At 70.3% G+C, this 21,577-nt stretch carries 16 protein-coding genes; 7 read left to right on the top strand and 9 right to left on the bottom strand.

Features of this window, described 5'->3' with window-relative positions:
* Positions 1-68: 68 nt before the first annotated feature.
* Genes ACH4G3_RS02570 through ACH4G3_RS02560 form a run of 3 tightly spaced genes read left to right on the top strand, consistent with a single transcriptional unit; the run spans position 69 to position 5,159 of the window.
* Positions 69-3,782 carry a CHAT domain-containing tetratricopeptide repeat protein gene (locus ACH4G3_RS02570; RefSeq protein WP_397622708.1) on the top strand — a complete coding sequence of 1,238 codons (3,714 nt, stop codon included), beginning with the start codon at positions 69-71 and terminating at the stop codon, positions 3,780-3,782.
* Position 3,783: 1 nt separating this feature from the next.
* On the top strand, positions 3,784-4,209 hold the full coding sequence (locus ACH4G3_RS02565) for a hypothetical protein (protein WP_397622707.1): 426 nt from the start codon (positions 3,784-3,786) through the stop codon (positions 4,207-4,209).
* The gene (locus ACH4G3_RS02560) at positions 4,206-5,159 is read left to right on the top strand and encodes a hypothetical protein (RefSeq protein WP_397622706.1); all 954 of its coding nucleotides are present in this window, start codon (positions 4,206-4,208) and stop codon (positions 5,157-5,159) included. Before ACH4G3_RS02565 ends, ACH4G3_RS02560 begins: the two co-directional genes overlap by 4 nt.
* Here ACH4G3_RS02560 and ACH4G3_RS02555 read toward each other — a convergent pair.
* Positions 5,111-5,611 (bottom strand): ATP-binding protein, encoded by a 501-nt coding sequence (locus tag ACH4G3_RS02555; protein WP_397622705.1) that lies wholly within the window; start codon positions 5,609-5,611, stop codon positions 5,111-5,113. The genes ACH4G3_RS02560 and ACH4G3_RS02555 overlap by 49 nt on opposite strands.
* A gap of 85 nt (positions 5,612-5,696) precedes the next feature.
* On the opposite strand from ACH4G3_RS02555, the gene ACH4G3_RS02550 reads away from it, so the two are divergent.
* Together ACH4G3_RS02550 and ACH4G3_RS02545 are read left to right on the top strand one after the other, a co-directional pair.
* The gene (locus ACH4G3_RS02550) at positions 5,697-6,530 is read left to right on the top strand and encodes a helix-turn-helix domain-containing protein (protein ID WP_397622704.1); all 834 of its coding nucleotides are present in this window, start codon (positions 5,697-5,699) and stop codon (positions 6,528-6,530) included.
* Positions 6,527-6,715 carry a DUF397 domain-containing protein gene (locus ACH4G3_RS02545; RefSeq protein ID WP_397622703.1) on the top strand — a complete coding sequence of 63 codons (189 nt, stop codon included), beginning with the start codon at positions 6,527-6,529 and terminating at the stop codon, positions 6,713-6,715. The genes ACH4G3_RS02550 and ACH4G3_RS02545 overlap by 4 nt, the downstream gene beginning before the upstream one ends.
* Here the strand turns inward: ACH4G3_RS02545 and ACH4G3_RS02540 are convergent.
* The 7 genes from ACH4G3_RS02540 to ACH4G3_RS02510 all read right to left on the bottom strand — a co-directional run bounded on the left by ACH4G3_RS02540 (position 6,663) and on the right by ACH4G3_RS02510 (position 17,746).
* Complete coding sequence (locus ACH4G3_RS02540) at positions 6,663-8,207, bottom strand: carboxylesterase/lipase family protein (protein ID WP_397622702.1); 1,545 nt, start codon at positions 8,205-8,207, stop codon at positions 6,663-6,665. The genes ACH4G3_RS02545 and ACH4G3_RS02540 overlap by 53 nt on opposite strands.
* 123 nt (positions 8,208-8,330) lie before the next feature.
* Positions 8,331-9,584, bottom strand: a complete 1,254-nt coding sequence (locus ACH4G3_RS02535) for an alginate lyase family protein (protein ID WP_397622701.1) — start codon at positions 9,582-9,584, stop codon at positions 8,331-8,333.
* A gap of 25 nt (positions 9,585-9,609) precedes the next feature.
* Complete coding sequence (locus ACH4G3_RS02530) at positions 9,610-12,951, bottom strand: alginate lyase family protein (protein ID WP_397622700.1); 3,342 nt, start codon at positions 12,949-12,951, stop codon at positions 9,610-9,612.
* A gap of 26 nt (positions 12,952-12,977) precedes the next feature.
* On the bottom strand, positions 12,978-14,510 hold the full coding sequence (locus ACH4G3_RS02525) for a glycosyl hydrolase family 28 protein (RefSeq protein WP_397622699.1): 1,533 nt from the start codon (positions 14,508-14,510) through the stop codon (positions 12,978-12,980).
* 34 nt (positions 14,511-14,544) lie between these two features.
* Entirely contained in the window at positions 14,545-15,408 is an 864-nt protein-coding gene (locus ACH4G3_RS02520) for a carbohydrate ABC transporter permease (protein ID WP_397622698.1), read from the bottom strand.
* Positions 15,405-16,400, bottom strand: a complete 996-nt coding sequence (locus tag ACH4G3_RS02515) for a carbohydrate ABC transporter permease (RefSeq protein ID WP_397622697.1) — start codon at positions 16,398-16,400, stop codon at positions 15,405-15,407. The genes ACH4G3_RS02520 and ACH4G3_RS02515 overlap by 4 nt, the downstream gene beginning before the upstream one ends.
* Entirely contained in the window at positions 16,397-17,746 is a 1,350-nt protein-coding gene (locus ACH4G3_RS02510; RefSeq protein WP_397622696.1) for an extracellular solute-binding protein, read from the bottom strand. Before ACH4G3_RS02510 ends, ACH4G3_RS02515 begins: the two co-directional genes overlap by 4 nt.
* 502 nt (positions 17,747-18,248) lie before the next feature.
* On the opposite strand from ACH4G3_RS02510, the gene ACH4G3_RS02505 reads away from it, so the two are divergent.
* The gene (locus tag ACH4G3_RS02505) at positions 18,249-19,262 is read left to right on the top strand and encodes a hydroxyacid dehydrogenase (RefSeq protein WP_397622695.1); all 1,014 of its coding nucleotides are present in this window, start codon (positions 18,249-18,251) and stop codon (positions 19,260-19,262) included.
* 217 nt (positions 19,263-19,479) lie between these two features.
* Here the strand turns inward: ACH4G3_RS02505 and ACH4G3_RS02500 are convergent, their stop codons facing one another.
* Positions 19,480-20,037: a hypothetical protein gene (locus ACH4G3_RS02500; RefSeq protein ID WP_397622694.1), complete on the bottom strand. Its 558-nt coding sequence runs from the start codon at positions 20,035-20,037 to the stop codon at positions 19,480-19,482.
* Between the two features lie 320 nt (positions 20,038-20,357).
* On the opposite strand from ACH4G3_RS02500, the gene ACH4G3_RS02495 reads away from it, so the two are divergent.
* Positions 20,358-21,446, top strand: coding sequence for a LacI family DNA-binding transcriptional regulator (locus ACH4G3_RS02495; protein ID WP_397622693.1), 1,089 nt, complete (start codon positions 20,358-20,360; stop codon positions 21,444-21,446).
* Positions 21,447-21,577: the final 131 nt, after the last annotated feature.

The raw sequence follows: 21,577 nt of genomic DNA, 5'->3' as shown, positions 1-21,577 counted from the left end.
CATGACGATCGGCGCTACCCTGGGCCGACTCCGGCGGGGGGCCGTTCTGGGGCGGAGGGGGCCATTGCATGCGCGACACGCTGATTTCCCGGATCACGACCCCTGTCAGTCGCGTCTTCGCCGACCACGACCTCGGTCACTGTCTGGATCCGGAGGCGTTACGGGCGGCCCGCGAACTCATGGCGTGGCACAGCCGGGAGCGGCCCGGCGGTGTGGATGTCGGCGTCTTCACGGTTGTGGCCTCGCTGCACTGGATGCGCTACCAAGCGCTGCCGCCCGCGCTCGCCGAGGAAGATCTCCGTACGGCCCTGCGGCTCTGCCGTGTTCTGTACGACATCGACCCCAGCCTGCTGGCCCCGCCCATGCGCGCCTTCGTGGAAGAAGGCGACGCTCGCCTGGTGTCCCTGAAGGTCACGGTGCTCAGTGAGGCGGCGATCGCACGGGCCGAACGGCCCGGTGATACCGCGAGCCGCGTCTCGGCTCTGGACGAGGCGGCTGCCCTGCTCCGGCAGGCACTGGTCATCGCGCAGCCGGTGCCGTCCGAGGTCCTCGTCGCCCGGCACCGGCTGGGAACCGTCCACCGGCTGCGCTTCCAGTGCACCGGCCTGACGGATGACATCGACCGGTCGGAACTGTGGCACCGCACCGCCGTCGGCGCGGTGGCGGACGACTCCGAGGTCAGGCCGGTCCTCCTGCACGGACTGGGCACCGCCCTGGCCACGCGCTTCGGGCGGGACGACGAGCTCCGCCACGCCGACGAGGCGATCGAGGTGTTGCGCGAGGCGGTCCGCACGGTCCCCGTGGCAGACGCCGGCCGGCCGTCGTACCTGGGAGACCTGACCAACATCCTGCTGAGCCGCTTCGAGAAGACGGAGCAGGGCTCCGATCTGATCGAAGCCTGGGAGACCATCCACGAAGCGCTGCGGGCCGCTCCCCCTGGAACCAAGTACAGGGCCCTGGTGTTGTCCAACCTGTGCCGAGCCGCACGACTGCGGTTCGACTGCAGCAATGAGGGTTCCTTCCTCGACGAAGCGGTCGCGGCGGGCCGGGAGGCCCTCGCCCTCACCCCGTCCGGCACCCCCGAGTTCGCCGAAACGCACAACAAACTGGGCCTCGCGCTGGGGCGCCGGTACGTGCTCCTCGGCCGGACAAAGGACCTTGACGGGTGGGTGGAGTCGGCACGGACCTCGGTGAGCGCAGTCGCCCCGGGGCATCCCGACCGGCCTCGGTATCTGACGAGCCTGGCGCAGTCCCTCATGGAGTCCTGTCAACGGCCAGGCCGGACCGAGGACCTGGAGGAGGCCGTTGCCTGCTGTCGGCAGGCGGACCGCGAACTGGGCCCCGGTGATCCGCATCGCACCGCCGTCCTCGCCACCTTGTGCGGTGCTCTCGCCCGGAGATTCCGGGTACACGGCCGGCCGGCCGACATCGACGCGGCGCTGGAGGCGGGATACCAGGCTGCCGACGCGGCTGTACCCGGCAGCAGCCAACAGGCCGCGGCCCTCGGGAATCTGTTGGCCGCTCTCACGGAACGTCACGCCTACACCAGGCAGGCGAGCGATCTGGAGGAAGCGGTCCGGATCGCCGGGCAGCGCTCCGGGGGCGACCTCGATGAGGTGCACCGAAGGGCGGCAGAGATCAATCTCGCCCGGATGCTGACGGTCAGGTTCGCCGGAGCCGAGAAGAAGCACCAGGACGTCCGCGATCTCGACCGGGCGGTGGAGACCCTGCGCCGGGTGCTTGCCGAGACGCCTCCCGGTGACAGGCTCCGCGCCCGGGTGCGGACCCAACTGGCCGGCGTCCTTCAGTTGCGTGCGACCCTCCCCGGCCGTTCGGAGGACCTGGCCGAGTCCCTGGCGATATGCCGGGACCTCATCGCGGGAATGGCGGACGACGACCCCTTCCGCGGAAAGGCGCTCGGCCAGCTCAGTGACACGTTGATGACCCTCTTCGGCACCAGTCGGCGTACTGAGCACCTCGACGAGGCGATCGAACGGGAACGGCAGGCTGCCGCGGCTCCCGGCGGGGATCACGTCGCCCGTCGGGTGGCGCTGGCGATGAAACTCGTCGACAAGGCTCAGCACACAGGAGCCGAGTCCGACGTCCATGACGCGGTGCTGGCCAACCGGGAGGTCGCGGCGGACGAGCAGGTGAGGCCCTGGGTGCGTATCCGCTGTGCCATCGCCGAGGCCTCGCTGACCGCGGCGCACTGGGGCGCGGCGGCCGCGACAGAGGCCTATGTCGCGGCGGTCAGGCTGCTGCCCACGGTGGCCTGGCGAGGCGCCGACCTCAAGAGCCGGGAACGCCTGGTGTCCGAGTGGTCGGGGTTGGCGGCGGACGCGGCGGCCTGCGCGGTCTCCGCCGGCCGGCCGGAACTCGCCGTCGAACTACTCGAACACGGACGTTCGGTGCTGTGGGGCCAGACGCTCCAGGTACGCGACGAGCTGTCCGAGCTGCGAGCCACCGCGCCCGGTCTCGTGGCCCGGTTGCTGGAGGTCCGGACCCTGCTGAACGCGGACGAGGCGGAGCAGGCGGCGGCATCGCCGGGAGGCACTTTCGAAACCGACGCGGGTCGGCGGCACCGGGCACGCTGGGCGCGGGAGTGGGAGGAACTCGTGGCCCGAGCGCGCCGGATCCCCGGATTCGAGCAGTTCCTGGCGCCGCCGAAGTTCGCGGACCTTGCCGCCGTGGCCGACCCGGCACCTGTGGTCCTGATCAATGTGAGCCACTTCCGCTGCGACGCCCTCGTCGTCGCCGACGGAGGGGCCGCCGTCGTTCCGCTCCCGGGTCTCGACGTGGAGGCCGCCGTCCGCATCTGCGACGCGTTCCTGTGGGCGGCGACCGAGGGCCGGGCCGCCGGCCTGACCGGCGCTCTGGCAATGCGTGCGAACCTCGCGTCGACAGCACTCTGGTTGTGGCACACGGTCGCCGAACCGGTACTGAGGCACCTCGGACACGAGGACCGCCCCGCGCCCGGACAGCCGTGGCCGCAGGTGTGCTGGTCGCCGGTCGGTCCCTTGAGTTTCCTCCCGCTGCACGCCGCGGGTGACCACTCCCCCGGAGGACCGGACGGCCACACGGTGCTCGATCGGGTGGTGTCGTCGTACACACCGACCCTTACCGCACTCGCCCGGGTCCGCAGGCACACCACAGCCTCCGCGTCGGCCGAAGAGCGCATCCCGCCGTCGCTGCTGGCGATCGGGATGGCAACGACACCGGGTGGCACACCGCTGCCGTACGTGCCGGAGGAACTCACCCGCCTGACGAAGCGCCTGGACCGGGCCGTCACAGTGACCCCGTTGGTGGGGGAAGAGGCCGAACGGAAAACGGTACTGCGGCTGCTCGACACCCACCCCTGGGTCCACTTCGCCTGCCACGGCTCGCAGAAGCTGGAGGACCCCGGGCAGGGCGGCGTCCACCTGTGGGACGGTGTCCTGACCGTCCGCGAGATGGGCGCCCGTAACCTGCCGAGGGCCGAACTCGCCTATCTGTCGGCATGCGACACGGCCCTCGGCGGCACCAAGCTGATCGACGAGGCCGTGCACCTGGCAGCCGCACTTCAGATGGTGGGCTATCCCCACGTCATCGCCACGCTGTGGCGCGCCCAGGACCAAGTGGCCCCCGACGTCGCAGAAACCGTCTACGGAGTTCTCGCCGACTCGCGGGAAGGCCCCGACGTACGGCGGGCAGCGGCAGCCCTGCACCGTGCGGTCCGCACGCTGCGAGAGCGGTATCCCCATCAGCCCGATGTCTGGGCGCCGTACATTCACCTCGGGATGTGATGTGAGAAGCACAGGGCCGTTCGAGCGGGTGCCGCCGGAGTACACGCTGTTCCTCGACCCCGCACCGCGGACGCAACACCAGCGCACCGTCCTGGACCTGCCCGACGACACACCTGTGCTGCTGGCCGGCCGGGTCGTCGAGGAACTGCTGCACCAGGAGCCCGGCGTCAACGGATTCGTTCTGAAGGTGGCCGGGGAACGCCTCGGCGCCACCTCTCGGGACTTCCTGCAACTGGCCCTGCCGTCCGCAGGGCAACGCAGTTCCGACGCCGACCGGGCGACCCAGCCAGGAGAGTCCACCTGGTACAAGCTCATCCGTTTTGAGTGCACGGGCTGCGACCACCGCGTCTTCCGCGTGTCCTATGACCCGCGGGACGTGCCGGAGTGCGATGAGCCCGGCCACGGCGCCATGAGGCCGCGCACATGAGTCTCACGCCCCTGTCCGTCTCCGCGGGGTCCGTGGCCACCAGACGGTTCTTCCTCGTGGGGTATCTGCCGACGTACGCGGGGATCTGGTACCTGCTGGCACTGGTCTGGGCGGGGGCGCCGGGAGAAGGACTGGATCCCTCCCGGGCGTGGCGGACCATGACGCGCCTCGGGGCCGGGGAGATCATGCTTACCGCCCTGGCGGTCATCCTGACCGCGGTGGTGACGGCACCGCTGCAGCTGTCACTCGTCCGCCTTCTGGAAGGGAGCTGGCCCCGATGGCTGGGGGCGGGCCTGGGCGTCCGATGGCAGCGTGTCCGGAAACGGCGGATGGCCGAGGCCGCGCTGCTTCCCCAGGACGAGGAGCCCACGCCCGCCGCCGTGCAGCGGGCCGGTGCTGCGGACGCACGGTTGCGACGCTGTTTCCCGGCCGCCGGCCATCTGCTGCGACCCACCGCCCTCGGCAACGTCCTGACCGCCATGGAGGACACCGCCGGGAGGATGTACGGCATGGACGCGGTCGTGGCGTGGCCGCGCCTGTATCCGGTACTCGGTGCCGCCGCACGAGCCGTCGTCGACGACCGCCGAGACAACCTGGACACGTCCGCGCGGCTGACTGTCATGGGGCTCGTCGTCGCCGTGGCGTCGGCCGTTCTGCTGATGCGCTCGGGATGGTGGGCGCTGCTCGCGCTCGTCCCCCTGCTGGTGTCCCTGGTGGCCTACGCGGGCGCCGTCCGGGCCGCGCTCGCCTACGCCGAGGCCGTGCACGTGGCGTTCGACCTCCACCGTTTCGATCTGCTCCGCGCACTGCGACTGCCGGAGCCCTCCGACATGGAAGCGGAGACCAAAGCCAACGAGGCGCTCTGTGACCTGTGGCGACAGGGCATCGCGACACCCCTCGCCTACGAGCACCGCGACCAGGACGGCGAAGCGACCGGGGCGACGGCCTGACCCCGGCTTTCGAACTCGCACCACACGATCTTTCCGGGACACCTCGTCCCCACCCCCCACTTGTCCGCCAGCTCCGACACCAGCAACAGGCCCCGCCCGCCCTCGCAGGGCTCCTGGACGTCCTGCCGCGGCAGCACCGGCACGCCCTCACCACTGTCGTGCACCTCGACCCGTACGCCGCCGCCCTCGCCGAACGGCACCAGCCTCAGCAGGAATCCACGGCCGGGCGGCACGCCGTGCACCAGCGCGTTCGTCGCCAGTTCGCTCACACAGAGCAGCACGTCCTCCACGCGGCCGTAGCCGCCCCAGTCCTGGAGCGCGGCGCGTGCGAACGCGCGTGCGGCCGGAACGGATTGGCGCTCCCGGCGGTAGAACCGCTCGCGCGGGGACGGAGGTTGGAACAGGAGTGGAGATTCGTCATTCACGGGACGACAGTCACACTCCGTGGCCATCATAGAACAGAGCGCGCACCCGTACAGCCATGTTGTACGAGCGCGCAACAGTGCAAGTACGCGCGCGGGTGGGGAGTTCGCCGCCATGAGCACCACGACACGGTCACGACGGTCACGCAGGAACGCCTCGGCGATGAGGATGGTGGGTGCGCTGCTCGCCCTCTTCCGGGAGGCGGCCGGGTACACGCAGAAGTCCCTCGGGGAGATCTTCGTCGTCGGCGAGCAGCAGATCGCGTCCATCGAGCAGGGCAGACGTCCGCTGAAGATGGATCTCGCGGAGCAGTTGGACCAACTCCTGGACACGAAGGGGGCGTTGGTGGCTGCGTTGTCGGAGATGCCGGAGGTGGATCTCATCCCGTTGTGGGCGGAGGAGTACCTGGATCGCGAGCGTGAGGCAATCGCGATCTCCGTCTACGCGAGTCTGGCCGTGCCCGGCCAGCTCCAGACCGAGAACTACGCGCGGGCGGTTTTCCGCAGCCGCGTACCGGTCTACGACGAGGACGAGATCGAGCAACTCGTCGCGACGCGTATGGAACGCCAGGAGATCGTGCACCGCAAGAACCCGCCCACGACGAGCTTCGTCATCTGGGAGGCGGTGCTGCGCGATTGCTTGGGCGGCCGGGAAGTCTGCGCCGAGCAGCTGCGGAAGCTGCATGAGTACGCGGAGATGCCCGGCATCACCATCCAGGTCCTGCCGCTCGGCCGCACGTCCCACGCCGGGCTCGACGGCCCCTTCGTTCTCCTGGAAACCCCCGAGCACCAGCGGCTCGCGTACATGGAGACGCAGCGTGGAAGCCAGCTGATTGCGGACCCCGATGGGGTGGGGATCCTGACCCAGAAGTATGCGATGCTGCGGACGCAGGCCCTCAACACCGAAGACACGAGGGACCTGTTGGACCGTCTTCTGGGAGAAGCATGAGCGGCACCGCACTTGAGTGGTTCAAGTCGAGCTACAGCGGCAGCGAGGGCGGCGAGTGCCTCGAAGTAGCCACCCAGCCCACCGCCGTCCACATCCGCGACAGCAAGACCCCCACCACCCCCCACATCACCATCACCCCCGCCACCTGGACCGCCTTCCTGTCCGCACTGGCTCCTCAGGAGTGACCGCGGCGGCATCCGTCGCCCACAGGGCGAGTTCGCGGTCCCGGGGGCCGTACGCCGTGTAGGCCACGCCGTTCTCGGCGTCCGGTGCGCGGTCTCCGAAGACGCGCACCGGGTGGGCGGCGTCCCAGCATTTCCAGCCCGGGTCGCCGTCCGTGGCGAAGCGCACCCACGCGGCGTGCATCTCGTCGGCCAGCTCCTGCGGGGCGCCCTCCCCGGCCAGTTTGCGGGCCTCGGGGGCATCGCCGGTGTCGAAGACGAAGCCGAGCTCCAGCGCGTGGCAGGAGCCGAGGTCGGGCAGGTTCGAGGGCCAGGCGAACTCGTAGACGTACGACGGTTCCGTACGGGCGTCGGCCAGGTGGTGCAGGGGGATGCGCAGGAGGTGGTCGGTGACCAGCTGGCCGACGATCTCCGCCGTGCCCGCCTCGGGGTGCAGGGCCCGGTAGCCGCGCGGGACCTCGCTGCCGCAGTGGCAGCGGGCCATGGCTCCCGCGAAGGCGACGGCTCCGAGGCGGTCGACGCGCTCCAGCAGGCCGCCCGGGACCAGCCACAGCCGGTACTCGTCGCGGGTCCAGCCCATCATCAGCTCGACGCCCGGCGCGGCCCCGCCCTCGGTGAGGGCCTGAAGGGGGTCGCGCGGGACGGTGTCGCCGTCGATGACGATGCCGAAGGCGGGGCCGCCGACCACCGGGCTGCTGAGCCTGCCCACCTCGGCCTGGGTGTGCAGCAGCAGGTCCCGGTCGACGCCGGCGAAGGCCTCGGCGGTGGCGGGGATCTTCAGCCGGGAGGCCATGCGGCGCACCATCCGCCGTACCTTGGCCCGCTCGGACGCCTCCGGCGGCCCGCTCTGGAGGACCGCCCGCCGGACCAGCCCCTGCGTCTGCGGGGCGGCGATGAGGGCGCCGATGCTGATCGCCCCGGCGGACTGGCCGAAGAGGGTGATGCGGCCGGGGTCGCCGCCGAAGGCCTCGATGGCCTCGTGCACCCAGGTCAGGGCGGCGATCTGGTCGCGCAGGCCGGGATTCGGGGGCGTGTCCGGGAACAGGCCGTAGCCCTCCACACCCAGTCGGTAGTTGATCGAGACGCACACCACGCCGTCGCGGGCGAAGGCATGGCCGTCGTAGACGGGGACGGCGGACGAGCCCCTGGTCAGGGCCCCGCCGTGCAGCCAGACCAGGACGGGGAGCCGGGCTCCGGGATCCGGCTGCGGGCTCCAGACGTTGAGGTTGAGGCAGTCGTCGCCCGGCACGACCGGGTCGGACAGGTAGTGCGCGAAGGCCTCGGAGTACGGGGGCTTGGGCGGGGTGGGGCCGAAGGCACCGGCGTCGAGGACGCCGTCCCAGGGCGGCAGGGGTACGGGCGGGCGGAAGCGGCGGGGGCCGAAGGGGGGCGCGGCGTACGGGATACCGCGGAAGACCGCGACTCCCCGCTCGTACCTGCCGCGTACGGTCCCGTACGGGCTCCTGACCACGGGATCCGCCTGGCCTGCCGTCATACGCCCACCAGCCCTTCGCCGCGCTCGTGCACCGGGAAGACCAGAGCACCACATCGCCCATCGGTATTCCGGTGCACGAGCCCGCTTGACCGCTATTTGGCGGACTCTTGGGCAGCGAACACGCTATTTGGCGTACATCAGCGTGCCGAAGCCGAGCTGGTCGAAGCCGCCGCTGGTGGTGCCGTAGTCGCCTCCTCCGCCCTCGGGGGCGACGGAGAAGCACATCTGGGCGATGTACTTGTCGTCGAGGAGCAGGCGCCGCCCGTAGTGGTAGTGGAGCATCGCCCACACCGGGCGGACCTGGCCGCGCGATCCGGAGCCGATCACGGTCTGTGACTGCTGGGAGCAGGTCTGGCCGCTGCCCCAGGTGTAGGTGGTGTAGGGCACGTTCATGTTCAGGTTGTACTTGGCGACGTACTGGGCGGCCTTCATGAAGCGGCGGCCGTCGTAGGAGTACAGGTCCTCTCCCTGGTTCCAGGCCATCTCGCACAGGGCGCCCATCTGGCCCATGCCCATGACGGTGTGGCCCTGGTCGCGGCCCGACTCCTGCCACTGGCCGAGGTCGTAGCCCTCGACGTTCGGGTAGAGGAACGGCACCGCACGCTGGATCTGGCCGTTGCCGCCGCCGTTCTTGAAGTAGTTGACGGCCTGGTCGTACTTGGCGCCGTCGTCGCACAGGATCCCGATGGCCATGATCGAGGCCATGTTGCACAGGTCCCAGTTGGCCCAGTAGTTGGTGATGCAGGCGTCGTTGTGGCCGGTCAGGAACTGGTTGTTGAGGGGGTAGAAGACGTTGAGCATCATCGTCTTGAACCGGCCCAGGTCGAACCCGGCGTAGCCGCGCATGAGCTCGGCGACGTTGGCGAACTGCCAGCCGTAGAGGCCGGCGGCCAGGTACCGGTCGGCGTTTCCGGTGATGCTGGTGAGTGTGGACGACCAGGCGTTGAGGATGCGCACGGCGCAGTCGGCGTTCGCGGCGGTGCCGCCGACGTGCCAGCGCAGCGCGTTCTGGTAGGCGGCGTGGATGTCGTTGTAGAGCTGGGGGTAGTTCTCGCCGGTGCCGCCGCGGATGATCGTGGCGGTGGGGCGGGGCGTCCAGGTGGACGCCGAGTGGGAGTTGGCGGTCAGCCGGCTCCAGCCGGAGGCCCAGGGGTCGTCGCCCGCGGCGACCCTGACCTTGGCGCGGTTGATGTCGCCGGCGTTGTGCAGCATGCCGGGGTGGGTGAAGGTCGCCGGGGCCGCGTCCGCCGTGGTGGCGGTGGCGGTGGCGGTGGCGCCGAGGGCGAGGGCCGCGGTGAGGCCGCCGGCGGTCTTGAGCAGACCGCGGCGGCTCACCTGGCCGCCCTCGTGGTGCGTGTGGGGGGACGTGCGGCTCATGTGGGGTTCTCCGATCCGTGGAGGACTACATGGGGGTGATGCTCACCTCGTCGAACTCGGTGGTGCTGCGGGCCAGGGGGTCGCGGGAGCAGACCACGAGGCCCACGTAGTAGGGGGCGTCACCGAAGCCGGGGATGTCTCCCTCGGCGAGGGGGGTCCAGGTGGCGCCGTCGTCGGTCGAGGCGGATGCGGTGAAGTGCGTCCCGGTGCGCTTCAGCCGCAGCAGGCAGCCGGCGGTGACCGCCGCGTTGCCCGTGAAGGTGGATCGTCCGGCGACGGTCGGGCGCAGCATCAGCTGGGCGCTGGTGCCGCCGGTGACGATCGTCCCGGCCGCCTGGTCGAACGGTGACAGGGACTTGGCCATGAGCAGGCCGACCCGGTCGCCGGCGGCTCCGGCGCGGGAGAGCAGGCGGGCGGTGACCTCGCAGTCACCGGTGACGGGCCGTCGTACGAACTGGCCCGTCATGCCCTGGTTGTTGACGGTGAGGTCGGTTCCGGCGCCCCGCACCACGAAGGTCCCGTCCTCGTGGGCGGTGCTGCCGGGGGTGCGGACGGCGACCACGCCGAGGGTGCCGTAGGCGCGGTCGTCGAGGATTACGTCCCCGAGGTCGCCGTAGGTCCAGGGCGCCGGCGGCGGGGTGCCCACCGTGAGGGTGAGGGTGCCGCCGGTGTCTCCGGCGGCGTTGCCCGCACTGGTGGTGACCTTGAACTCGCCCGTCCGTGTGGGTGTTCCGGAGATCAGGCCGGTGCGCTTGTCGACGCGCAGGCCGTCGGGCAGCCCGTCCGCGGTGAACCGTACAGGTTCGTGCGAGGCGCGCAGGAGGTGCCTGAAGGGCACGCCCTTGTTGGCGAACGCCGTGGTCGCGGAGGTGAGTTGCGGCTTGGACGGTGTCGGCATCGTCGACGTGGCGGAGTCCGACAGGGGGCCGCGTCCGGCGCAGTTGGTCTTGGCGACGGCGTAGTGGTACGTCGTGCCGGGTGTGCCGGTGGCGTCGGCGTACCGGACGCGGGTGCCGAAGCCGACCGCGCCGATGCCGGTGGCGATCGTCTCGTAGGGGCCGTCGGCCGTGGTGGCGCGCAGCACCTTGTAGCGGGCCGAGAGGTCCGGGTCGGTCCAGGCCAGCTCGACCGCGTCGGCGCCCGCGGTGGCCCGCAGGTCGCCGGCGGCGGTTGCCGGGCGGGGCACGGACCAGACTTCGCCTGCGGTCCGGGAGACGACGCTGACGTTGTCGAAGGCGCCGGTGCCGGTCTCGGCGTAGTCCTCGTCGACGCCGAGGCAGGAGGTGAGCGTGAGACCGACGTACGCCGTGCTGCCGAGGTCGACGTCGGTGGAGCCGACCTCGGTCCAGCGGATGCCGTCCGGGGAGATGGCGCCGGTGCAGCGGTCGCCCCGGCGGGTCACGCGGACCCAGTACGGCATGCGCAGCCGGTAGCCGTCGCCCGCGCCCTCGACGTACGGGGCCCGCAGTGGGGTCGCCGACTCGGGCAGGGTGCCGAGGGAGGAGATCGGGAAGGCGGCGCTCGTCGTGATCGACTGCTGCTGGGACGGCGGCACGGGTGTGCTGCCGGTGCCCTTGACGGCGGCTCCCGCCTTGGGCCGTACGGACCACACGCCGCTCCAGGTGTGCAGCGGCAGGCCCTGGATCAGCATGGCGGCGTGCGCGGCGTCCCCGTCCAGGCCGGCCCGGACGGTGACGCCGATCTTGGAGTACTGGGAGCTGAGCGGGTACACGATCCGCGCGGTGATCGTGCCGTCGCCGCGCAGCGGCAGGTACGCCAGGCGGTGGGTGTCGGCGGTGCCGGACGCCTCCAGCACGAAGCGCTCGCCGTCGAAGACGGCCGAGCCGGGGATCCTGACGTCCCCGACGTCCCGCGTCCCCCAGGAATCGGGCAGCCCGGGGACCGCCGCCGCCCAGGCCGAACGGGCGCTGGTACCCCGGGAGTTGGTGGCGGTGATCCGGTAGTAGGAGGGCCTGCCCGCGCGGGCGCCACGGTCGGTGTGGGCCGGCTTGTCGAGGCCGGTCGCGATCGTCTCGTACGGTCCGTCGGCTTCGGTCGCCCGCAGGACCGTGTACGACTCGGCCCACGCCGACGGCACCCAGGTCACGGTGACGGACTTGTCGCCGCCCACCGCCGTGACACCGGCCGGAGCGGTGGGCTCGGCCGCGGCTGGAGCCTTCGTGCCCGCGAAGGTGAGAGTGCCCCAGCTCGGCAGGTCGTCGTTGCTGCCCTCGACGACGCGGGCCCCGCCCGTGCCGCGGAAGACGGCCGCCTTGGTGTAGGGGGTGTCGAGGCCCCGGACGCCGGCGTAGTGCGCGTAGGCCATCTCGTAGATCGGCGGCAGGTTTCCGCGCCCGACGGCGGAGACGGACTTCTTGACGTACTTGCCGGTGCGGTCCAGGTCGGGGACGAAGGGCACGTCGCCGCCGAGGTTGTAGCGGGCGGCGTACTCGACGTTCTTCAGCAGCCGGTTGTCGTCGAAGGCGTACAGGTCGACGCCCTGGTTCCAGGCGACCTGCGCGGCGTCCGCGAGCAGGCCGACGGCGAGCTGCTCGTGGCCCTGGTCGCGGCCGGACTCCTGGCCCTGTCCCGCGTCGGTGACGATGCGGTGCGGGACACTGCCGTTGCCCGCGCCGGCGGCGGCGAAGCGCAGCGCGTCCTCGAAGAGGGTGGGCTCCTCGCAGAACACGCCGATGGCCAGGATGGACTGGATGGACGTCAGATCCCAGTTGCCGTTGGCGTAGAGCATGTAGCCGGAGATGGCCGGATACCAGACGCGCAGGAAGGATTCCTCGCAGCGCGCGATGTCCTCCTTCGCCCAGCCGTCGTAGCCGCTGTGCCTCAGCAGCTCGGCGGCGTTGACGAACTTGAAGACCTGGAGGCCCGCGCCGAGCGGCCCGTCGGCGCCGGTGACGGCCGTCAGGGACGCCGACCAGGCGTTGAGGATGTCGCGGGACTTGTCGGCGTACGCCCGCTCGCCCGTGATGCACCACATCAGCGCGGTCTGGTAGGCGGCTGCCGAGTCGGCGACGGCCTGGTTCTGGAAGTTGGTGGGGCCGCGGCCCCAGGAGGTGATCTGGCCGGTGTTCTGGACGGCGTACGTCGACTTCGAGCGCGCGTGGGCGGCGAGGGCGAGGTAGCCGTCGTAGACCGGGGATTCCTTCGCGGCGACCGCGGCCTTCATGCGGGCCAGATCGTCGGCGCTGTGCAGCAGCCCGGGGTGCGTGAAGGCGCGGAGCCCGGTGGTGCCGTCCTGGGCGGCGGCCCGGGCGGTGCCGGACGCGAGCAGGCCGCTCGCGCCCGACACCAGCAGCAGGGCGGCCGCGCCGCCGAGGAAGTTCCGGCGGCTCGGTGCGGGAGTGCTCATGGGGGTGCTTCTCACGGGGTCGGTGCTCATGACGCGGCGGCCGCCGCGGCCTCGGCGGTGGTGAGGAACTTCAGGTTCGTCACGTGCTCGTTGACGAACATGGGCACGCCGTCCGAGGCCAGATACCACTTCGGCTTGCCGGTGCTGTCCGCGATCACCCTGCCGTTGACGCGGAGGTTCTCGAAGGTGACGTCCTTGATCGCGTGCTCCGCGTCGAGGCCGGCGATGATCGAGAGGTCGGCGTTCTGGCCGTTGTAGCTGAGGTCCTTGATGTAGACGGACTCGATGCCGCGGCCTGCCGACGTGTTGTACTTCGGGTTGTACTCGACCCGCATGTGGACGAGCTGGCCCCAGCGGAAGTCCTCCACGCGGATGTCGTCGAACGTGACGTCCCGGACGAGGTTGCTGTCACCGACCATGAAGGCGATGGCGCCCTGGTAGGTCACCTGCGGCTCGCGGTGGTCGAGGATGTCGATGTTCTCGTAGCGCAGGTTCTCCAGCATCTCGGGGGTGTCGGAGTTGCCGTGCACGCCGATGTTGATCGGGTGGGCGACGTCGGCCCAGAGGGAGCAGTTCTTGACGGTGATGTTGCGCGTGTCGCCGTAGAAGTCCCAGCGGTGGGTGTAGAGGGCGACGCAGTCGTCGGACGTGCGCAGGAAGCAGCCGTCGATCGTGACGTTCTCGGAGCAGTAGAGCTGGATGCCGTCGCCCCAGCCCTGGTGGCTGAAGGCGCGCAGGTTCTTGATGGTGAGGTTCTGCGACTCGGCGACCCGGACGTTCTCGTAGCGGGGGTTGAGGATCGTGACACCGTCGATGGTGACGTTCTCGGTCTTGCGGATGAAGAGCGCCCCGTTGGGAGAGTTGTAGAGCACGCCGCGGCCGATGAGGCGGGAGTTCTCCACGTTCTCGAAGATCACCTGTGAGGTGAGGACGGCACCGGCGGCCAGGTAGACGGTGGTGCCGCTGGGCACCTTCAGCAACCGGTCGGTGGTGGTGTGCAGTCCGGGCCCGAAGTACATGACCTTCTTGTCGCCCTCGGCGGGCACGTCCTGCTCGATCGGGTTCGCGAACAGGTGCAGGCAGTCGAAGATCTTGTCGTCCACCTGGACGACGACGTTGCGGGGCCGGTCCAGGGTGAAGCGCGCGGTGCTGCCCAGCACCTCGGGCTTGATGCCGTACGAGTCCGGGCGGATACGGAACTTCTCCGCGCCGCCCGGGTTGTAGGTGACCTCGACCTCGACGGTGCCGGAGAAGTCGAAGGCGGCCCAGGAGGAGTTCTGCGCCCTGTTGCTGCCGGTGTTCGCGTCGATCAGTGCGAGCTTGGCAAGGTAGACGCCGAGCTTCTGCCAGGTGCCGCCGAGCGGCCGGACCTTGACGGTGAAGGAGTTGTTGACAGGCACCTGCGGAAGGGTCGGGTGGACGACCACGCTGTCGCCGGTGGTGCCGGTCTCGTCCGCCGCGGCGGCTTGTGCGGTGCCCACGATGCTGCCGGCCAGGCCGGCGGCAGCGACGACACCGGCCGCCTGGAGAGCGGTACGGCGGGACAGGGGCGTGTTCATGCGTAACTCCTTGCAAAAGGTTCGGTAAGAGGGGCTACTTCAGTCCGGTCGTGGACATCCCGGCCACGAAGCCGCGCTGGGCGATCAGGAAGATCAGCAGGATCGGCACGACGTACATCACGGAGGCCGCGGCCTGGAGGTTGGCGACGGGCGTCCCGGCCGATGTCACGTAGGTGCTCATGACGGCGACGGCCAGCGTCGACTTGTCGGTGGACAGCAGCAGCTGCGGGGCGATGTAGTCGCCCCAGGACCAGGTGAAGGCGATCACGAAGCTCGCGGACAGCACCGGCCAGGACTGCGGGAGGAAGATCCGCCAGAAGATCGTGCCGTAGCCGCAGCCGTCGACGATCGCGGCCTCCTCCAGCTCACGGGGCAGTCCGGCGAAGAACTGCCGGAAGAGGAAGACCAGATAGGGAGCGGCGGCCAGTCCCCAGAACACCCACGGCCAGTACGTGTCGACCATGCCGAGTTTGGCGAAGATCAGGTAGGTCGGCAGCAGGGTGATCATCTGGGGCAGCATCATCGAGCCGATGAGGATGCCGAACAGGGTCTTTTTGCCGGGGGCGTCCAGGCGGGCGAAGCCGAAGCCGACCCAGGCCGAGCTGAGCGTGACGAGCGTCGCGTAGATCAGGGCGATGATCAGGGAGTTGCGGGCGTAGCCGAGGAAGTCGATCAGGTTGAAGGCGTCGGCGAAGTTCTGCCACTGGAAGTCGGTGGGCAGCCAGTGCACGGGCGAGGCGGCCAGTTCCGCCGGGGTCTTCAGGCCGGAGAGGATCAGCCACCCGAAGGGGCCGATGAACAGCCCGGTGAGGGCGACGAGGACCGTGTAGAGGACGAGGCGGTTGACGCGCACCCGCACCCTGGGCGCGGAGTTCGGGGGCAGGCTGGTGGCGGTCACTTCTTCGCCTCCGGGTCGACGTTGTAGAACACCACGCCGGACGTGAACTTGAAGATGAGTCCGGTCACGATGAGGATCAGAACGAAGAGCACCCACAGCAGTGCGGAGGCGTAGCCGTAGCGGCCGAGCGCGAAGTACTGCGAGAAGACGTGCATCATGTACAGGTAGTTGGACTGCGGAAGGGCGGTGACGCCGGCCGTGGTGCCGTCCGGTGAGAGCAGCAGCGGCATGATGGTCTGCACGGAGGCGATCACGCCGGTCACCGTCTGGAAGAGCAGCACCGGCGACAGGAGCGGCACGGTGATGCTGCGGAAGGTCCGCCAGGCACTCGCCCCGTCGATCCGGGCGGCCTCGTGGAGTTCCCGGGGCACGTCCTGGAGGCCCGCCAGCGAGATGATCATGACGTTTCCGGCGGCCCACAGCACACTCATCAGCAGCACGTAGCGGGCGTAGGGGTCGGCGAGCCAGCCGAGCGCGTCGAAGCCGAACAGGGTGATGACGCCGTTGGCGGCACCGGAGTTCTGGTCGAAGAGCGCCTTGAAGGTGAGGCCGACACCGACCGGGGGCACCACGGCCGGCAGATAGAGCAGGGTGCGGAACAGCCCGCGCGCCTTGATCGGCCGGTTGACCAGGACGGCGAGCCCGAGCCCGGCGATGATCGACAGCGGCACCGACGTGAGCGCGAACAGACCGGTGCGGCCCAGGGAGTTCCAGGTCTGCGGGTCGGAGAACAGCTCTGAGTAGTTGCCCAGACCGACGTAGCGCCAGTGCGGGGAGATGCCGTCGTACGTGGTGAAGCTCAGCCACAGCGCGTACGCCATCGGCACGATCGTCAGCAGCAGAAAACCGATGATCCAGGGCGAGGTGAACAGGTAGAAAGCGCGATGCCTGCGCGCGGTCATGGAGATCCGGGGCCGCTGAGCGGGCGTGCCGCGGTCGGCACTTGCTGCCCGGCCGGTCCGCCCCGTGACGGGTATCTGGTCGACCGTCATCCCACCTGCTCCTTACCGCGCTTGAGCTGCTCGTTCATGGCCGAGTTCAGGCGGCCCGCCAGGGCGTCCACGGACATCCGGCCGTTCATCGCGGCCGGAGCCTCCTGGTTGAAGAGGGCGTAGAGCGAGTCCGCCGTGGCGTAGGGGGTGTAGGCGATCACCGAGAAGTGCTTCAGCTCGGCGTTCTGCACCTTCAGCGCCCGCTTCTGGTAGTCCTCCTGGGCGGGCATCAGCGGGCGCAGGGACTTCAGGGTGGGGATGCCCCATCCGCTGGAGGCGCGGGCCTTGGCGGGTCCCTCGCCGAAGAACCACTCGAAGACCCGCCAGGCGGCGTCCTTGTTCTTCGCCTTCTTCGGCATCCACAGTCCGGTGCCGGCCTGGCAGGGGCTGATCCGCTGACCGCCTTCGAACTTGGGAGCCGGGGCGAGGCGGGCGAGCGGCGCCAGCTTCTTGTCCGCGTTGATCAGGCCGCCGAGCCAGTAGCCGTTGTTGGACATGGCCATGCGGTTCGCCTGGAACGTGGGCCCGTCCCAGGCGTTGGGGTCCGGCTGGATGATGCTGGGGCCGACGCGGGTCCGGCCGTACTCGATGTACCAGTTCAGCGCCTTGCGGGCCTCGGGCGTGGTGAAGTCGACCCGGGAGAAGTCGTCGCTGAACAGGCTCCCGCCCGCCGCCGCCGTCAGGCTCGCGAGGAGGTTGGGCGTCAGCACGCCGTTGTAGCTGCCGCCGAAGACGGTCGTCTGGCCGCTCTTGCGCCGGGTGAGCCGCTTGGCGTCCTCCAGCCACTCCTCGAAGGTGACCGGCTCGGTCTCGGGCGGGTAGTCGACGCCCGCCTTGTCGAAGAGGGCGGTGTTGTACCAGTACATGGAGTCCTGGGAGAAGTCCTTCGCCATGCCGTAGCGGGGGCCCTTGCCCTGGGTGCGGCCGTCATAGCGCCAGAGGTCGTTGACCGGGTCGAGGTCGTCGACCCTGAGAACGCTGCTCCGGGCGAAGTAAGGGTCCAGGTCCTCCATCACGTCCCGCGCCGCGAAGTAGGGCGCGTCGGTGGCGCCGACCCCGCGGACCAGGTCGGGTGGGGCGCCGTTGGTCATCATGCCGATGAGCTTGGTGATGTCGTAGCGCACCGTGACGATCTTGACGCCGATGTCCTTCTGGGCCTGTCTGACCAGCTCCGGGGAGATGTCGTCGGGCTTGACCATCAGCGTGACCGTCTCACCGCCGCCGCTGACACCGCCGGAGACCTGCATCGCGCAGCCGTTCAGCGCCGCCGCGCCGGTCGCGGCACCGGCCGCGGACAGGGCGAGGAAACGGCGGCGGCTCAGGGAAGCACCAGCATGTGGGTGCATGAACGCACCACCTCCTTGCTTTTCCGGCTCGCTGTGGCAACCGGTTGTTGTGCGTGGGGCAGAGCTTCTTGCGGTCGGGATGGCGCGTCAAGAGCCTTGACGAATTTTCGAAAAGACTGTGTAACCTCGGCGTCATCAGTCAGAGCGCCCGTGAGTCCTGTTTTCGGCCGTCGCGATCAAGCCGTCGATGGGCGGTGGGACGCTCCTGACCAGGGGCGGGTGGGAGCCCGTCTCGGCAACACGTTTGGGAACCGGTTGCCGAAGTGGCCAGCTGGGGGCTCAGGTACCGACGGCGGCGCAGTCCGCCTCCGCCTCCGCGCACTGAAACGTCAGTAACCGATTACCAGACAGGCTCATGCCAGACCCCCAAGGGGCGAAGGTCCCGGCCCCCTCACTTCCCACAGCTGTCGCTCCGGCCCTGCCGATTGACCGCCGCTTCCCGGCGGATCTACGGTAGAAGGCGCTTTCTGAAACTGTTTCCGTCCTCTGCTCCAGGAGAGTCATGCCCAGCCCTCAGCTGCCGCGGGCCGTGTTCGCGATGGATCCGGTACACCTCCCGCTGCTCTTTCCTCCGCCGCTGATGGAGCGGCTGAGGCGCACGGCCGACATCGACCCCGGGTTGGTCGTGCGGGACTTCACCGATCCGGCCGCGGCCGGCGCCCTGGCCTGCGCCGAGGTGCTGATCACCGGCTGGGGCTGCCCGCATCTGGACGCCGGTGCCCTTGCGGCGGCCCCGAAGCTGGGCGCCGTCCTGCACGCGGCCGGCTCCGTGCGCTCCCTGGTCGGCGACGCCCTGTGGGAGCGCGGTGTGAAGGTGTCCAGCGCGGTGACGGGCAACGCCCTGCCCGTCGCGGAGTACACGCTCGCGATGATCCTGCTCGTGGGCAAGGACGCCTTCGACCACCGCGAGCGTTTCCGCCGCACGCACACCTACCCGGGCCCGGCGGAGACCGCGGCGACCGGCAACCTCGGCCGCCGGGTCGGTGTCATCGGCGCGTCCCGGGTGGGCCGCCGGCTGCTGGAGCTGCTGCGGCCGTTCGACCTCACGGTCCTGCTGCACGACCCGTACGTCAGCCCGGCCGAGGCCGCCGCCCTCGGTGCCGAGTCACTGTCGCTTGAGGACCTGCTCGGACAGAGCGACATCGTGAGTCTGCACGCCCCCGACATCCCCGAGACCCACCACATGCTCGACCGCGGCCGGCTCGCCCTGGTACGGGACGGCGGCGTGCTCATCAACACGGCCCGCGGCGCGCTGGTCGACCATGACGCGCTCGCCGACGAGCTGGTCTCCGGCCGGCTCAGCGCGGTCCTCGACGTCACGGACCCGGAGCCGCTGCCGGCCGGTTCCCCGCTGTACAGCCTGCCCAACGTGTTCCTGACCCCGCACATCGCCGGCTCGCTGGGCAACGAACTGGAGCGGCTCGGCCGCATCGTCGTCGAGGAACTGGAGCGCCTGGTGGCGGGCGCGCAGCCGGCCCACGAGGTGCTGCGGGCGGATCTGGCGCGGGTGGCGTGACGCCGTGGTGGCCGGACGGTCCGGACTCAGGGCGGATCGAGCAGGACCGGCACCGTTCCCCGTCGGACACGCCGTGACAGGCGGCCGTGCGACCGGACGACGCGGCCCGGCGACCAGACGACGCGGCCCAGCGACCGGACGAGGTGGCCCTGCGACCGGACGAGGTGGCCCTGCGACCGGACGACAAGGATGGGGCGCGAAGTCGGCCGACGGGCCCTCACTCGGGGGAAGGCCTCGTCACTCCGAGGTCCTCGCGCATCGTGGTGCGCATCCTGGACAGGTCCTGCCAGCCCTGCTTGATCGCATCCCGCACGTCCTCGATGTCGTCACCGTCGCGCGTGGTGCCGCGGGTGAGCCGGGCCAGGACGCCGTAGACGGAGTTCAGGTCGCTGTCGACCCGTCTCACCTCCGTCAGCACGAGGTCCGGCACGATCATCTGGGCCTCGGCGTAGCGGCGGCGGTAGTCCACGCGGGCCGCCTCCACCGTGGCCAGCGACTCCTGCGGGTCGTGCCCGATGCGCAGTACATGGGAGTGGTCGTTGAGGGTCGCCAGATAGTGGCGGGCGGCGGCGTTGAACTCCGTGTACGCCGCTCTGCGGGCCTCACGGCCCGACTCCGCGCGCTGGGAGGCCATCTCGGCGCGGCGTGTTCCTTCGAGTCGTTCCCATTCCTCTCGGCGGGACGCGTCGCCGCGGCGCTGGGTCAACCACGCCGAACCCAGCGTGCCGCCCACGCCCACCACCGCCGCCAGCAGGCCTGCCACAGTCGAGTCCATCGCGCCTTCCCCGTGCCACCAGCGCCTCCGTACCGCCACTCAGTGTGCCTGCCGGAGGCGCTCCGCCACAGAACGCCTCACCGCTCGGTGACCAGCGGCCGGGGGATGCGCTGCGGCCGGTCACGGCAGGGCAGGCGATTCCGGCACACGTCATGCCGGGCAGGCGGGTGCAGCCCCTGTCCACAGGCCCTCCAGCCCTGGAGTAACGATGGGATACGGTTTCCGCACGGCGCGGGCACGACCCCGGCAGCAGGCGCGGCGCGGCCCGCCACCGACCGGACGACAACAGGCCGGGCCACTACCGTGAAGGAGCCGCAAGGGTGAGTCAGCGCAAGGCGACGAGCGACGCCGGACGGGCGACCATTCGCGACGTCGCGGAGCGGGCCGGCGTCTCCGTGGCCAGCGTCTCGCGGGTGCTGTCGGGCAACTACCCGGTGTCGGAGGAGCTGCGCCGCAGGGTGATGAAGGTGGTCCGGGACCTGGACTACGTCACCAACGCCCACGCCCGTTCGCTCGCCGGCGGCGGCACACCGACGGTGGCCATCCTCATCAACAACATCACCGGCGCCGCGTTCGCGCATGTCGCCAAGGGTGTCGAGGGCGCCGCCACGCTGCGCGGCTGGCTCTCCCTGGTCGGCACCACCGGCGACGACCCGGAGCGGGAGCTGGCCCTGGTGAACCTGATGCGCCAGCAGGGCGTGGCCGCCGTGATCCTGCTCGGCGGCGCGTACGACTACGACGAGTACCAGCTGCGCATGGCCCGCTTCGCCCGTTCCCTGGACGCGGCAGGCTCGCACCTGGTCCTGGTGGGCCGGCCCCCGCTGGAGGGCGACGTCCCGGCGACGACCGTCGACTACGACAACGAGGGCGGCGCCTACGCGATGGCCAGCCACCTGCTGTCGGCCGGTCACCGGCGCGTCCTGGTCCTGCCGGGGCATGCCGAACTGACCACCGCGCAGGGTCGGTTGAGGGGAGCGCAGCGGGCTTTCGAGGCGTACGGCGTGCCGTTCGACCCGGGCATGGTCCGGCACGGCCCGTACGACTACGAGCACGGCTACGAGGCCGTCGAGGCGGCCCTGCACGACACGCCTGACTTCACCGCCGTGCTGGCGGGGACGGACGTGGTCGCGGCGGGCGCCATGCAGGCGCTGCGCGCGGCCGGCCTGCGGGTGCCCGAGGACGTCTCGATCGTCGGCTACGACGACATCCCGCTCGCGTCCCAGCTCACCCCCCAACTGACCACCGTGCACGTGCCGTACGAGGAGATGGGCCGCGTCGCGCTGCGCGCGGTGGCCGACCGGCGCGAGGGCGGCGCGGGGCGCCGCAAGAGCGCCGACGGCGACCACCTGGTACTGGGCACGCATGTCGTGGTCCGCAACTCGGTGCAGCCGCCGAGTCAGCATGGATAACCACTAGAGATAGTTACGTAACCGTTTTCCAGAGACTTTACGGCCGGTTCGAGGTTTCGTCGGCGTACCCGCCGAGGCCTTGCACCGGCCGGTCCGACACCGCACTGACCTGCGCGGATATAAGCCCACGC

The sequence above is a fragment of the Streptomyces afghaniensis genome (assembly GCF_044327915.1).
GTDB classification, from domain to species: domain Bacteria; phylum Actinomycetota; class Actinomycetes; order Streptomycetales; family Streptomycetaceae; genus Streptomyces; species Streptomyces afghaniensis.
Note: the sequence above shows the minus strand (reverse complement) of the source record. Positions and strands in the feature narration are given on the sequence as shown.